The organism is Rodentibacter sp. JRC1, assembly GCF_020521555.1.
GTDB classification, from domain to species: Bacteria; Pseudomonadota; Gammaproteobacteria; order Enterobacterales; family Pasteurellaceae; genus Rodentibacter; species Rodentibacter abscessus.
Genome location: NZ_BPWA01000001.1, coordinates 1,243,467 through 1,258,253 on the forward strand (window position 1 = coordinate 1,243,467; position 14,787 = coordinate 1,258,253).

Here is a 14,787-nt window from a genome sequence, read left to right on the forward strand (position 1 = left end):
ATTATAGGTGGTTTCGTTTAATCTTTAAATGTAAAAATTTTCGCTGAAATTTTATGAATTTTTAACCGCACTTTATTTAGATACTGCGTTTATCGTGCTATACTCCGCCGCCCGATTATTATAAATAAGATAACAATGATGCTAAAAAAAGCAGGATTAACTGGGCTTTTATTATTCGGTATGTTTTTTGGTGCCGGTAATTTAATTTTTCCACCAAGTTTAGGTGCATTATCCGGCGAGCAATTTTGGCCGGCAATTTTAGGATTTGTATTATCCGGTGTCGGCATTGCAATCCTCACCCTAATTATCGGAATGCTAAATCCCAAAGGTTATGTCGATGAAATCTCACGAAAAATTTCCCCTAGGCTCGCAACACTTTACCTTGTGATTTTGTATCTTTCGATAGGGCCTTTCTTCGCAATTCCACGTACTGCAACCGTCGCTTATGAAGTCGGTATTTCACCTATGTTATCGGAAAGTATGAGTTCAGAAGGATTAGGTATTTTCACCTTGTTATACTTTCTTGCTGCTTATTTTATTGCGCTTAATCCCTCTAAAATTTTAGATAGTATCGGGCGAATTCTTACACCCATTTTTGCATTATTGATTGTCATTTTGGTAGTATTGGGAATCGTAAAATACGGGGCTAATGCTCCTCAAGTTGCCATAGGAAACTATGCGAAAGAAGCATTCGGAACAGGTTTTATTGAAGGCTATAATACGTTAGACGCTTTGGCTTCTGTTGCATTTAGCGTAGTTGCAGTTCAAACATTAAAGCGATTGGGATTTCATTCCCGCAAAGAATACGTTTCAACGATTTGGCTTGTCGGTGTTGTTGTCGCACTAGGTTTTAGCGTGCTTTATATCGGATTAGCCTATTTGGGGAATCATTTCCCTGTACCGTCAGAAGTGATGAATAGTGAAACGAATAAAGGCGTATATATTTTATCGCAAGCCACTCAAGCGATTTTCGGTCAATCCGCACAATGGTTTTTAGCCGTGATGGTGGCGATAACTTGTTTTACCACCACAGCAGGGTTGATCGTTTCTACCGCTGAATTTTTTGCATCACGTTTTCCCCGTTTCTCTTATAGCCTATATGCCACAATATTCACATTACTCGGGTTGGGCGTAGCAAATTTAGGATTGAATGCGATTATCCGCTTTTCTTTACCGGTACTTTTGATTCTTTATCCGGTGACTATTTCAATTGTCATTTTAGTGATGGTGAACAAATGCCTCACACTCTCAAAAATGGGAATGCGATTAACCGTGGCATTCGTGACGATCATTTCATTGATGAGTGTATTAGGGGAGCAGTTTGGCATTGTCACAGTGATGAACTTGATTCGGCATTTACCTTTCTCAGACATCTCCCTGCCTTGGCTGTTACCTGCTTTGGCTGGATTGGGATTTGCGATAATATTGCCGAATCGTCAAAAAGGGTAAATCAATACAAAACGGAAGTGATTGCTTCCGTTTTGTGTTATCTAAATCTCACAGCTTGTTAGAATTTCACCACTTCTCCGTCTTCAGGAATGTCAACATTTTGGATTTTTTCAGCTTCTACGAATTTGCGTAAATCTTTACGGTAAACCGACATATGGTTTACTGCATCCATATGTACGGCAATTAATTTTGTATTAGGTACAAGTTTACGTGCGTGAGCAACATCTTGTGTCCCCATAATAATCCCCCCGTCAAAGCCTAATACGCGCGCATCGCCGGTGTTCATAATCATCACTTCAGGCTTGTAACGATTAAGCGCTTTATTGACATCTGCCGTCCAGATGGTATCGCCGGCTAGATAAATGGTTTTATGACCTTTTGCTTGGAATACGACTCCCATTGCTTCGTCTAATAATGCGCTTAATTCCGGTACTTCATACATCTCGGTTGTTCCGTGTGAGCCGCCGGTTTTATATAGTGTGATATCGTAAAATTGAATACCTCGCTCAGCCGATAGGCTTTCAATATTGGTGAAACCTTGAGATTTTAACAATTCACTATCATGCTCGTTTTGAACGAAGATTTTAATTGATTTTGGTAAGATTTTTTGTGCCACTTCATCCCAGTGATCTAAGTGTGTATGTGTTACGATGATCGCATCTACATCTTTAAATGATTCTTCTGCCTTCATCGGCAACTCAACTAACGGGTTGCGCAAATGGCTATTTAATGTGCCTTCAAAACCGGCATAACGCCCTTTTTCCGCTAACATCGGATCGACCAAAAATGTTTTACCTGCATAGTTAATGCGACCTGTTGCGTTGCGAATGTGCTGATAACTATCCGTGGTTTTAGGAGCTATGTCGGTCGCAAAAGAAGTTGTAGTTGCTACAGCAAGTGTTACCGTACTTATTAATGTTTTTAAGTTCATATTGTTTCCTCTATTTATTAATTGTCTAAACCAATGTGCACATTATAGAAAGCGGGCAAATCGCAAGAAATAGAAAATAAATCATAAAACATAAAAATCAGGTCAATTTATGATAGAGTGAAATTTATTTATAGGATAAAGATAGAAATGCTTACCATCGCTCTTATTGTGTATGATCATATAATGCCGATTCACTTTTCAATGGCATATTCCGCTTTTAGTATTAAAGACGAACAAAATCAATCGCTTTTTCATCTGAAAGTTGTCAGTGATAATCCTGATAATTTTCAACACTCGTTGTTACATATTCGGCTGGACGGTGGGTTAGAATATTTAGATGAGGCGGATATTGTGGTGATGACCGGTTGGAATGATACAGCAACTCAACCTAGCGAAAAATTGCTTGAATCCTTGCGTCGAGCTTATGCTCGCGGGGCAACGGTAGTGGGGTTATGTTATGGTAGCTATGTGTTGGCATGTGCGGGATTGCTGAACGGAAAAAAAGCAACCAGTCATTGGTTGGGGGAACAAGAATTTTCTCACCGTTTTCCTGCGGTTAAATGGGATTTTAACCCGATTTATTTGGAAGATGAGCGAATTATCACATCAGCGGGTTCGGTTGCTTCACTTGATTGTTGTCTTTCCATCATACGGAATATCTACGGCGTGAAAACAGCCAATCATATTGCGCGATTATTGGTTATTCCACCTCATCGTGAAGGTGGGCAGGCTCAATTTATTGAGCAACCGATTGCTCGTGCAACATCAAATACCAATATCAATGAGTTACTTGCATTTTTATCTGAAAATTTGACCGCACTTCATCAGATTGATGATCTCGCAGAACGCCTTTCTATGAGTCGTAGCACTTTTACCCGACATTTTCGCAAGGCCACGGGTATGTCCGTTAATCAATGGCTTATTGAAGCCCGTTTACAACGTGCCCGTGATTTGCTCGAAAGCTCCGCTCTCTCTATTACCGATATTGCGCTTCACAGTGGTTTCAATAGCGATATTGCTTTTCGACAACATTTTACGAAGAAGCACAAAGTCACGCCAAGCCGGTGGCGGAAACGATTTAGGCTGTAGAGCGGGTGATGGAATAATACTGTTGCAACCATAAAATGGTGCTAGTTTATTTAGCGTATTTGTGTCGTTTTCTAAAATTAAAAAACAACCGCACTTCGGTTCCCCAAAGTGCGGTCGATTTTCCTTGTGTTTTTTAGCGATTAGTAATCTTTCGGATTATAACCCTGGTAAGCACGAGTTAAAATCTCTTCCATATCAGCAACTAATGGCAAGCGTGGGTTGGCAGGCGAGCATTGATCTTCAAAAGCGAGCAAGGCGATTTCACGGCGGGCAGCCAGCCATTCTTGTTCGTCTAATCCTTGTTCTTTGAAGGACATTTTTACGCCAAGACGTAAGGCTAAATCATAACAAGCCTGAGCGTAAGATTTCACACCTTCTTCCGGTGTGGCACAAGGTAAACCCAGCATACGTGCAATTTCTTGATATTTCACATCCGCTTTATAGTAGTTATATTTCGGCCAAGTTGCGGTTTTTTCCGGACGAGTGCCGTTATAGCGAATTACGTGTGGCATTAAAATGGCATTGGTACGTCCGTGTGGGGTGTGGAAACGCCCACCGATTTTGTGTGCCAGTGAATGGTTCATTCCTAAGAATGCGTTAGCAAACGCCATACCCGCCATTGTGGAGGCATTGTGCATTTTTTCACGTGCTTCAGGATCTTTTTCTTTGACGGATTTTTCAAGATGTTCAAATACCAATTTAATTGCCTGTAATGCTAAACCGTCGGTAAAGTCGTTAGCGAGTACGGAAACATAAGCTTCTGTAGCGTGGGTTAATACGTCCAAGCCCGTATCTGCCGCAACCTGTGACGGCACTGTCATTACTAATGCCGGGTCAACAATTGCAACGGTTGGTGTTAATGAATAATCGGCAATTGGATATTTTTTATCACCTTCGGTAATTACCGCAAATGGTGTAACTTCAGAACCAGTACCCGATGTGGTCGGAATACCGATAAAACGGGCTTTACGTCCTAATTGTGGGAATTTAAACGCACGTTTGCGAATATCCATAAATTTTTGGACTAAATCACGGAAATCGACTTCAGGTTGTTCATAGAATAACCACATTACTTTTGCCGCATCCATTGCCGAACCACCGCCTAATGCGATAATGGTGTCAGGTTGGTAGCTACGCAATAATTCTGTACCACGGCGTACGGTTTCAATGGACGGGTCAGGTTCAACATCGGCAAATAATTGGTAGGTTACGTGGTTACCACGAGCGGTAATTTGGTTAGCAATTTTTTCTACAAAACCGAGATCAACCATTGTGCGGTCGGTAACAATCACCACACGTTCCATTCCCTTCATTGATTGTAAATATTGGATTGAATCACGTTCAAAATAGATTTTGGAAGGCACTTTAAACCATTGCATATTATTTCTCCGTCTGCCCACTCGTTTAATGTTGATTAAATTGACTGCACTTACGTTGTTGCCTACGGCGTTTTTACCGTAAGAACCACAACCTAAAGTAAGAGACGGGAGGAAAGAGTTATACACATCACCAATACCGCCAAAGGTGGATGGAGAGTTCCAAATCACACGAATAGCTTTGACACGTTCGCCAAATGCTTTGGCAAGTTCTGCATTAGTCGTGTGAATCGCGGCGGAATGTCCTAAACCGTGGAATTCTACCATTTGTTCCGCTTTGTTTAAGCCGTCTTCTGTAGAAGTAGCTTTGACTAAGGCTAATACCGGGGATAATTTTTCACGGGTTAATGGTTCTTTTTCGCCCACTTCTTTGCATTCAGCCAATAAAATATTGGTGCGTGGCGGTACTTTAAAACCTGCTTGTTCTGCAATCCAAGTGGCAGGTTTACCCACTACATTGGCGTTTAGTTTCGCTCCTGCACAGTTTTTGCTCTCTGCTTTCACTCCGAACATTAGTTCTTCCAGCATTGCTTTTTCTTTTTTATTCACTGAATAAACACCATAAGATTGCATTTCTTTGATGAATTCATCATAAATTTCTTCATCGACAATTGCTGCTTGTTCAGAGGCACAGACCATTCCATTGTCGAAAGATTTTGACATTACAATATCGTGAACGGCTTGTTTTAAATTTGCTGATTTTTCTACATAAGCCGGCACGTTTCCTGCGCCAACGCCCAGTGCGGGTTTACCGCAAGAATAAGCCGCTTCTACCATTGCATTTCCTCCGGTGGCTAAAATGGTAGCAATACCGGGGTGTTTCATTAATGCGGATGTGCCTTCCATTGAAGGATGTTCAATCCATTGAATACAGTTTTTCGGCGCGCCTGCTGCCACTGCCGCTTCATAAACAATGCGAGCGGCGTGGGCGGAAGATTGCTGTGCGGAAGGGTGGAACGCAAATACAATCGGGTTGCGGGTTTTCAAGGCAATTAATGATTTGAAAATGGCGGTGGAGGTTGGGTTAGTCGTTGGTGTAACACCACAAATTACGCCGACAGGATCGGCAATTTCCGTGATACCTGTTACATCATCTTCACTAATTACCCCAACGGTTTTCAGGTTACGCATATTATTAACCACATATTCGCAAGCAAATAGGTTCTTAGTGGCTTTATCTTCAAACACGCCACGCCCCGTTTCTTCATAGGCGTGCATTGCTAGCACCCCGTGTTTATCTAATGCGGCAACCGAGGCTTTGGCAACAATATAGTTGACTTGCTCTTGGTTCAGTTGGCGAAATCCTTCAAGGGCAAGTAACCCTTTTTCCACCAAAGCATTAACCTCAGCTTGTGCCGGGCTGATTGCATTTTCCACTACATTACTCATAGTTTTCTCCTAAAGTTTTTAATTATTTAACTGGTTGTCATTATACGCTTGTCATTTTGTGATCTCGATCACATTTAAGAGCTATTTAAGTGAAAGCTGATCCTGATCAAATAACCTAAAAGAGGTAAAAAATTTTACTTTTCAACGCTTTATTTCTAATAAGGTTTTCGCCATAATAGCGAGCTTTGATATACACGTTTTATAAGGAAATTTTATGTCGGCAAAAGACGGTTTAGCTAATCCGGGTCCTTTGGGTTTATGCGGGTTTGCTTTAACTACTTGGTTATTATGTTTAATTAATGCGGGCGTATTTGATACATCAAATCTTGGTTTGGTATTAGGTATGGCGTTTGCATTCGGTGGTACTGCGCAGATGATCGCCGGTATGTTTGAGTTTAAAAAAGGTAATACCTTTGGTTTTACTGCCTTTATTAGCTATGGTGCATTTTGGTGGTCATGGGCGTTATTTGTGGCGTTTTTTAAAGGCGAGACCTCTCCGGTATTTGTCGCTTGGTATTTGGCTTGTTGGGGAACTTTCACTCTAATGATGTTCCTTGCAACTTTCCCTAAACCAAAAGCATTACAAGCAATTTTCTTTTTCTTAACCCTCACTTTCTACGCTTTAGCAATAGGCGATGCCACAGGCAATCATAGCATTGTGAATATTGGCGGCTATCTGGGTTTAATTACCGCATTGTGTGCCTTTTATCTTGCCGCCGCTGAGATTTTAAACGAATCTTACGGACGCACGGTATTGCCGATTGGCGAGAAGAAGTAATAATGTATTCTTGATGAAAATAAGGTCTGTTTTACAGACCTTATTTTTTGCTAAACCGAATTTATCCGATGCAGTAAAAGTGCGGTCATTTTTGAAGGTATTTTTAGTGGCAAATTAAAAGCGTCTAACTTTTTTGAAATTATCTTTAAAGTTAGACGCTTTTTATTTAGAAATTTTGAGGTGTTAATTTAATCTTCTTTCCCCAAAATTTGGTTAATTTCGCTTTTATACAGTACGGCTTTTGCACCGAAGATAGCCTGTACGCCACCGCCGACTTCTAGCACTTCAATAGCGCCAAGAGCTTTGAGTTGGGGTTTGTTTACTGCGCTGACATTTTTCACCGCAACACGTAAACGCGTGATACAGGCATCGACATTTTCAATGTTATCGGCACCGCCTAAGTATTCAATGATTTTATGCGAATTTTCCGTTAAAGAGGAAGTTTGTAGTTCGCCGGTTTCTTCCGTTTCTTCTGCCCGTCCCGGTGTCATCACATTAAATTTGGTAATGAAAAAACGGAACGAGAAATAATACAGTAATGCCCAGCCGAATCCCACAATAACGGCCCTAACCCAATGGGTGTTTTCATTGCCTTGTAAAATCCCGAATAGTAGAAAATCGATAAACCCACCTGAGAACGTATTACCGATAGAAATATTCAGTAAGTCGGCAATATAAAAAGACACGCCGTCTAAAAATGCGTGGAAGACATAAAGCCAAGGTGCAACAAATAAGAACATAAATTCGATCGGCTCGGTAATTCCGGTAATAAAGGAGGTTAAAGCAGCCCCTAAAAATAATCCGCCTAGTTTAGCACGGCGTTTTTTCGGTACGCAATGATACATTGCTAAACACGCCGCCGGAAGACCGAACATCATGGTGTCAAAACGTCCGGCAAAAAAGCGTGTTCCTTCGGTAAAGAGCCCTTGATGAGCGGGATCGGCAAGTTGAGCAAAAAAGATTTTTTGTGCGCCGACAATCAGTTCCCCGTTTACGACTTCTGTGCCGCCAAGTTCCGTGTACCAAAATAGCGGATAAATCATATGGTGTAATCCGACTGCACCACTTAATCTCATTAAAAAACCATAGAAAAACGTCCCGATCTCTCCCATTTTGGCAATATTTTCACCGGCACTGACAAGCCAATTTTGAAAAGTCGGCCAAATTAAAAAGAAGATAAATCCAACAAAGATCGCAGTAAATGCTGTCACGATAGGCACGAAACGCGAACCGCCAAAAAAGCCGAGAATTTGGGGTAATTGAATATTGTGATAACGATTATGTAGTTTTACGGTGATAAGCCCCATAACGAGAGAACCAATCACGCCGGTATCAATGCTTTTCGTTTCCGGTGAAAAAAGCGGAATTAATGCAGCAATTGTGCCGGTCATAATGAGATAGCCGACTACTGCAGCTAAAGCCGCAACGCCTTTATCACGTTTAGCAAGCCCGATTCCTAATCCAATGCAGAGAAATAAGGATAAATTGCTGAATACTATCGCACCTGCCGCCGACATAATTTGAAAAACACCTTGCAAAATAGGGGGATTTAGCATGGGGTAGGCAGAGATTGTTGCCTGATTGGAAAGTGCCCCTCCAATACCCAGCAATAAACCTGCTGCAGGTAAAATGGCAATGGGCAGCATAAAGGCTTTACCAATTTGTTGAAGTTGTTTAAACATAATTCTCCTCTAGATCTTATTTTTTTACTCTAAGGAAGTTTACGGGATAAATTTGAAATAAAAAACGAGATCTTTTTATTTTTGTGAAATAGATCTCGTAAAAGTTTTAATAATTGAAGTTTTTATTCAAAATAAACACGTTTAATCGCCAACTCTAACCCGCGGAATTCAGCTAAGCCTTTCAAGCGACCAATAGCCGAATAACCCGGGTTGGTTTTTTTGTGGAGGTCGTCCAGCATTTGGTGGCCGTGGTCAGGGCGCATTGGGATTTCTTTCATATCGCCATTGGATCTGCGCTGATATTCTTCGGTAAGAATGGCTTTCACTACACCGAACATATCCACATCACCCGCTAAATGATCGGCTTCGTGGAAACTAAGCGGATTTTCTTCCCGTTGGGTCGAACGTAAGTGAGCAAAATAAATTCGATCAGCAAATTCCGTAGCCATTGCAATTAAATCATTGTCAGCCCTAACCCCATAAGAACCTGTGCAAAATGTAAATCCATTTGCAGGAAGTGGTTGTGTTTTTACATACCAGCGCATATCTTCAATCGTGGAAACAATGCGAGGTAAACCTAAAATCGGACGAGGCGGATCGTCAGGATGAACCGCCATTTTAATGCCGACTTCTTGAGCAACAGGAATAATCTCATTTAAAAAATAAGCCAAATGTTCACGGAATTTATCAGGTGTGATGTCTTGATAGCGGTCTAATTGTGCTTGAAATTCGGCTAATGTATAGCCCTCTTCCGCCCCCGGTAATCCTGCAATAATATTACGAGTGAGTTGCTCAATGTCGGCTTCGGTCATTTTATCAAAATAAGCTTGAGCTTGAAGGCGTTCATCTTCCGTATAACTTTGTTCGGCATTTGGGCGTTTTAAAATATGCAATTCAAATGCCGCAAAAGCAATATGATCAAAACGCAGCGCTTTAGATCCATCGGGCATCTCAAAAGCCAGATCGGTTCTCGTCCAATCCAATACAGGCATAAAGTTATAACAGACGGTTTTTATACCGCACTTTGCCAAATTGCGTAGGGTTTGTTTGTAATTATCAATCCAAGTTTGAAAATTACCCGTCTGTGTTTTGATTTCTTCGTGTACCGGCACACTTTCTACTACAGACCACACTAAGCCTGCCTGCTCAATCACCGCTTTACGTTCTTCTATCTCTTCCACCGACCACACTTGCCCGTTTGGGATATGATGAAGTGCGCTAACGATACCTGTTGCCCCTGCTTGACGCACATCAGACAAAGACACCGGATCTTTCGGTCCATACCAACGCCACGTTTGTTCCATTGTTTTTCTCCTAGTTATATAGTAAGTACTTAGATACCTACTGCAACTGGATTAACATTGAATAGGTATCCATCAAATTCAGGATCTTCTACATCTGAAAGTTCAAATAATTTTACTTTGACATTTTCAAGATGTTGCCACATTGCTTTTTTTGCTAATGATGGGCTTTTCTTTTGGATTGCAACTAAAATGTTTTCATGATCTTCAATCCACAGATGATGTAAATCTTTTTGCAAAATTCGTGAGTGTAACTGATTCCACATCGGGTTATTAAAACGATATTGCCAAAGTTGTTGCTGTAGTTTGATTAACACATCATTTTGAGTGATTTCCGCAATAGCTAAATGAAACTCTTCATCTGCTGTATAATCATCTAAATCTTTTTCTAATAAAACTTTTTCTTTTTCTAGAATCTCTTTTAAACGAGAAATATCTCTTTTATTCGCTTGTTTAGCAGCAAACTCTACAATACTACTTTCCAATAGTTGGCGAGCTTGTAGTAGCTCAAATGGACCTACATCTGGTAAATTTTTTTCTTGAAATTGGTATTTCAAATTCTGTGGTGTATTTTTGACATACACTCCTGAGCCTTTTTTTACTTCTACTAATTGCTCTACTTCAAGCATTACCATTGCTTCACGAACTATGGTTCTACTTACCCCTAATTTCTCGGAGATCTCTCGCTCTGTGGGTAATCTATCTCCCACTTTGTAGATATTTTGTTCAATATCTTTTTTAAGCTGATTGCCAATTTTGATATAAGTTCTATGTAACATTATTCATTATCCATATTTTTAAACAGAATTGGAATACCAGTTTGCAAGTTTTGTGATCTATATCTCAAAAATGAAATTTTGGTATACCAATATGCTTTTTGTTGTTCTAGAATGATAACGTATAGAGATTAAAGTGTCGATTATTTAAAACTGTATAGGAGAATATATGAGCCATTCAATCCGCTCGGTCTGTTTACAAGAACCGAAAAAAGTAGAAATTAAACAAGTTCCTTATCCTACAAAAAATAGGGATGAAGTATTGATAAAAATAGAATCAATGGGTATTTGTGGATCCGATATTGGGGCGTATCGTGGTACAAATCCATTAGTCACCTACCCTAGAATATTGGGGCACGAGCTAATAGGTATTGTTATTGAAAGTGGAATTGGTATGCCTAAAGATATTAATGTGGGAGATCGTGTTGTCATTGAACCTTATGTTTATTGTAATAACTGCTATCCTTGCTCTATAGGTCGAACAAATTGCTGTGAAAATTTAAAAGTATTGGGTGTACATATTGATGGAGGCATGCAAGAGATCATAACTCACCCCGCTCATTTGATTACCAAAGTACCAGGTAATCTACCAATTGAACAATTAGTGTTAGCAGAACCCCTTACTATTTCTTTACATGCTATTCACCGTACAAAAGTTAAGGTAGGGGAATTTGTCACGATTATAGGTGCAGGAGCTATTGGTTTAATGGCTGCACTAGTAGCACAAGCTTATGGAGCTACACCAATTTTAGTCGATATCTTAGATGAGCGTTTGGATTATGCCCTCAAGATTGGTATTCCATATATTATTAATCCTACTAAGCAGAATGATATTGAAGCTATCAAAGAAATTACTAACGGACGTATGTCAGAGGTAGTCATTGAAGCATCAGGAGCAAATAGTGCGGTCAAAAATACACTTAAATATACATCTTTCGCCGGTAGGGTTGCTTTGACTGGTTGGCCGAAAGCAGAAACTCCATTACCAACTAATTTGATTACTTTTAAGGAATTAAATATTTATGGTTCTAGAACTAGTAAAGGAGAGTTTAAAGAAGCTCTTGAATTATTATCCAATGGGAAAATTAATCCTAATCATATTATTAGTAAAATAATTAAATTTGAGCAGTTACCTGAGTTTATTAGGAAGCAATCTGAAAATCCTGAGCAGTTTCTGAAAATTAATGCTATTTTCTAACTTAATTCACCAATAAGGAGTTTTTATGAAAACACTAAAATTTATTGTCCAATTTGGTTTGGCCACATCAATTTTATTTAGTGGTATGGCTATGGCAAAAACTATTATTAAATTAGGTCATTATAATGCTGATACGCATCCGTCTAATATTGCGTTAAAAGAGTACTTCAAGAAAACTATTGAAGAAAAAACGAATGGTCGTTATGAAATTCGCATTTATCCAAATAATCAGTTAGGTGGTGAAGATCAAATTGTGAATGGATTACGTAACGGTACGATTGAAGCAGGAATTACAGGGTTGTTATTACAAAATGTTGATCCGATCTTTGGTGTATGGGAGTGGCCGTATTTATTTAAAGATAATCAAGAAGCAAAAAAAGTATTAGAGTCGCCAATAGCACAAGAAGTAGGCGATAAAATGCAGAATTACGGTATTAAGTTGCTGGCTTATGGAATGAATGGTTTTCGCGTAATTTCATCTAATAAAAAATTAGAGAAATTCGATGATTTCAAAGGGTTGCGTTTACGTGTTCCACTTAATTCTTTGTTTGTTGATTGGGCAAAAGCAATGCATATTAATCCACAGAGCATGCCACTCAGTGAAGTCTTTACCGCTTTGGAACAGAAAGTAATTGATGGGCAAGAAAATCCATATTCACTAATTAAAGATTCCGGTTTATATGAAGTACAGAAATACGTTATTGAAACTAACCATATTTTTTCACCAGGTCTATTACAAATTAGTTTAAAAACGTGGAATAAAATGTCAAAAGAAGATCAATCGATCTTTGAAGAAGCAGCAAAACTCTATCAAGAAAAAGAGTGGGAACTGGCGATTGAGGCAGAGCAAAATGTAAAAAAATTCTTCTCAGAAAATGGAAAAGAAGTCATCATTCCCGATACTCAATTTAAAGTAGAAATGTTAAATGCATCTAAAGAATTGTATGACAATTTCTACCAAAAATATGATTGGTCTAAAGATTTAATCGAAAAAATTAATGCAGCTAAGTAATTATTAAATACTATGCTGCTTCTAGGTGGCATAGTATTAAGGAGAATATATGAAAATAGATCACTATTTAGATAATACATTAAAGATACTGGCAATTATTGCATTACTTTTAATGGTTAGTCTGGTGTTCTTTAATGCATTATTACGCTATTTTTTTGATTCAGGTATTGCGTGGTCAGAAGAATTGGCGAGAATTTGTTTTGTATACATGATTTTTCTTGGCATTGTATTAGTAGCAAAAGAGAAAGGGCATTTAACTGTTGATATTTTAATTTCTACACTTCCCCATAAGCTCCAACTAGCTTGCCTAATTATTTCTGATTTGCTCATTCTACTTGCCATGTCTTTTATTACTATCGGTGCTTATCAATTGATGTTATTGACTTTCTATCAAAAAATGCCAGCAACAGGCATATCATCAGCATTTTTATACATTGCAGCAATTATCTCCTCACTTTCTTATTTTGGGATTGTAATGGTTAGTTTAATTAAACATATAAAATATAGTTTTTCGAAAGGAGCGTAAAATGTTGTGGTTATTTTTAGGAAGTTTATTCTTACTACTCTTTCTTGGTGTACCTGTTGCACTGTCTATGTTGCTTAGTGCTAGTTTTATGCTTTTTCAACTGGATATGTTTGATACTCAATTGATTACAGAAAACTTTGTAATGGGTACAAACAATTTTCCATTAATGGCTATACCATTTTTTATGCTAACGGGCGAGATAATGAAACATGGTGGTATTTCCGAACGAATTATCAATTTTGCGATGAGTATGGTTGGACATATTAAAGGAGGGCTAGGTTATGTAGCGATTATCTCAGGTTTAATTTTTGCTGGACTTTCTGGTTCGGCGGTAGCAGATACAGCGGCACTTGGTGCAATTTTAATTCCGATGATGGTTGCAAAAAAATATGATTCCGCACGTTCAACAGGATTGCTTTGCTCAGCTGGGATTATTTCTGTCGTCATTCCTCCAAGTATTCCGATGATTGTTTATGGCATTACTGCCGGTGCATCGATCACAAAATTATTTATGGGAGGAACAGTTCCCGGATTATTAATGGTCGTTGGATTGTGGTTTATGTGGAAGCTTTTATATCGTAAGGAAAAGTTAACTATTGAAGAAAAACAAACAGGAAAACAACGTTGGTGTGCATTTAAACAAGCATTTTGGCCACTTTTATTACCCGTGATTATTATTGTAGGATTACGTGGTGGTATTTTTACTCCAACTGAAGCTGGTGTTGTAGCTGCTATTTATGCGGCAATTGTGAGTATTTTATATAGAGGACTAACTTGGAATACAGTTCAAGAAGTTTTTATCAATACAATCAAAACGACATCAATGGTAATGTTTGTTGCTGCAGCAGCTATGATTTCTGCTTTTGCAATTACCGTTGCTCAAATTCCAGCAGAATTGGTTGATGTAATTAAAGGGATCACCGATAGTCCAACAGTTTTAATGTTGATCTTAATGGTATTTTTCTTGCTGGTTGGGTGCGTTATGGATTTAATCCCCGCAGTATTAATTTTTGTTCCTGTATTATTACCAATTCTGAGAGCATATCATATCGATCCTGCTTACTTTGGCATTATGATGGTAATTAATTTATCTATTGGTTTAATTACACCGCCTGTTGGTACAGTACTCTATGTAGGGTCTGGCATTTCTAAATTAGGTATCGGACAAATTTCTAAAGGAATTTTACCTTTCTTACTCGTATATTTTGCCATTCTATTCTTAATGGTATTTTTCCCTGATGTTGTAATTGTGCCAATGAACTGGCTGTCTTAATGTAAGG

12 protein-coding genes are annotated in these 14,787 nt (G+C 38.9%); 7 read left to right on the forward strand and 5 right to left on the reverse strand.

The features are described from left to right. Nucleotides 1-135: 135 nt before the first annotated feature. A complete protein-coding gene (gene brnQ / locus HEMROJRC1_RS05705; RefSeq protein WP_226692031.1) occupies nt 136-1,449 on the forward strand; it encodes a branched-chain amino acid transport system II carrier protein in 1,314 nt (437 codons plus the stop codon). 58 nt (nt 1,450-1,507) lie between these two features. Here the strand turns inward: brnQ and HEMROJRC1_RS05710 are convergent, their stop codons facing one another. Further along, nucleotides 1,508-2,380 carry an MBL fold metallo-hydrolase gene (locus HEMROJRC1_RS05710; protein WP_226692032.1) on the reverse strand — a complete coding sequence of 291 codons (873 nt, stop codon included), beginning with the start codon at nt 2,378-2,380 and terminating at the stop codon, nt 1,508-1,510. A gap of 147 nt (nt 2,381-2,527) precedes the next feature. Between HEMROJRC1_RS05710 and HEMROJRC1_RS05715 the strand changes: the two genes are divergently transcribed. Further along, the gene (locus HEMROJRC1_RS05715) at nt 2,528-3,469 is read left to right on the forward strand and encodes a GlxA family transcriptional regulator (RefSeq protein WP_374707288.1); all 942 of its coding nucleotides are present in this window, start codon (nt 2,528-2,530) and stop codon (nt 3,467-3,469) included. Nucleotides 3,470-3,609: 140 nt separating this feature from the next. Here HEMROJRC1_RS05715 and adhE read toward each other — a convergent pair whose 3' ends face one another. Further along, nucleotides 3,610-6,234 carry a bifunctional acetaldehyde-CoA/alcohol dehydrogenase gene (adhE, locus tag HEMROJRC1_RS05720; RefSeq protein ID WP_226692033.1) on the reverse strand — a complete coding sequence of 875 codons (2,625 nt, stop codon included), beginning with the start codon at nt 6,232-6,234 and terminating at the stop codon, nt 3,610-3,612. Between the two features lie 214 nt (nt 6,235-6,448). Between adhE and HEMROJRC1_RS05725 the strand changes: the two genes are divergently transcribed. Then, the gene (locus HEMROJRC1_RS05725) at nt 6,449-7,012 is read left to right on the forward strand and encodes an acetate uptake transporter (RefSeq protein ID WP_226692034.1); all 564 of its coding nucleotides are present in this window, start codon (nt 6,449-6,451) and stop codon (nt 7,010-7,012) included. A 188-nt stretch (nt 7,013-7,200) separates the two neighbouring features. Here the strand turns inward: HEMROJRC1_RS05725 and HEMROJRC1_RS05730 are convergent, their stop codons facing one another. The 3 genes from HEMROJRC1_RS05730 to HEMROJRC1_RS05740 all read right to left on the reverse strand — a co-directional run bounded on the left by HEMROJRC1_RS05730 (nt 7,201) and on the right by HEMROJRC1_RS05740 (nt 10,774). Further along, nucleotides 7,201-8,694, reverse strand: coding sequence for a PTS transporter subunit EIIC (locus HEMROJRC1_RS05730; protein WP_226692035.1), 1,494 nt, complete (start codon nt 8,692-8,694; stop codon nt 7,201-7,203). A 122-nt stretch (nt 8,695-8,816) separates the two neighbouring features. After that, nucleotides 8,817-9,998 carry a mannonate dehydratase gene (gene uxuA, locus HEMROJRC1_RS05735; RefSeq protein ID WP_226692036.1) on the reverse strand — a complete coding sequence of 394 codons (1,182 nt, stop codon included), beginning with the start codon at nt 9,996-9,998 and terminating at the stop codon, nt 8,817-8,819. A gap of 29 nt (nt 9,999-10,027) precedes the next feature. Next, nucleotides 10,028-10,774 (reverse strand): FCD domain-containing protein, encoded by a 747-nt coding sequence (locus tag HEMROJRC1_RS05740; RefSeq protein ID WP_226692037.1) that lies wholly within the window; start codon nt 10,772-10,774, stop codon nt 10,028-10,030. 166 nt (nt 10,775-10,940) lie between these two features. Here HEMROJRC1_RS05740 and HEMROJRC1_RS05745 point away from each other — a divergent pair, with 166 nt between their 5' ends. Genes HEMROJRC1_RS05745 through HEMROJRC1_RS05760 form a run of 4 tightly spaced genes read left to right on the forward strand, consistent with a single transcriptional unit; the run spans nt 10,941 to nt 14,780 of the window. Beyond that, nucleotides 10,941-11,969, forward strand: a complete 1,029-nt coding sequence (locus HEMROJRC1_RS05745; protein WP_226692038.1) for a zinc-binding dehydrogenase — start codon at nt 10,941-10,943, stop codon at nt 11,967-11,969. Nucleotides 11,970-11,994: 25 nt separating this feature from the next. Further along, a complete protein-coding gene (locus tag HEMROJRC1_RS05750; protein WP_226692039.1) occupies nt 11,995-12,981 on the forward strand; it encodes a TRAP transporter substrate-binding protein in 987 nt (328 codons plus the stop codon). A gap of 49 nt (nt 12,982-13,030) precedes the next feature. Further along, nucleotides 13,031-13,507, forward strand: coding sequence for a TRAP transporter small permease (locus HEMROJRC1_RS05755; protein WP_226692040.1), 477 nt, complete (start codon nt 13,031-13,033; stop codon nt 13,505-13,507). A 1-nt stretch (nt 13,508) separates the two neighbouring features. After that, a complete protein-coding gene (locus HEMROJRC1_RS05760) occupies nt 13,509-14,780 on the forward strand; it encodes a TRAP transporter large permease (protein ID WP_226692041.1) in 1,272 nt (423 codons plus the stop codon). Nucleotides 14,781-14,787 lie beyond the last annotated feature (7 nt).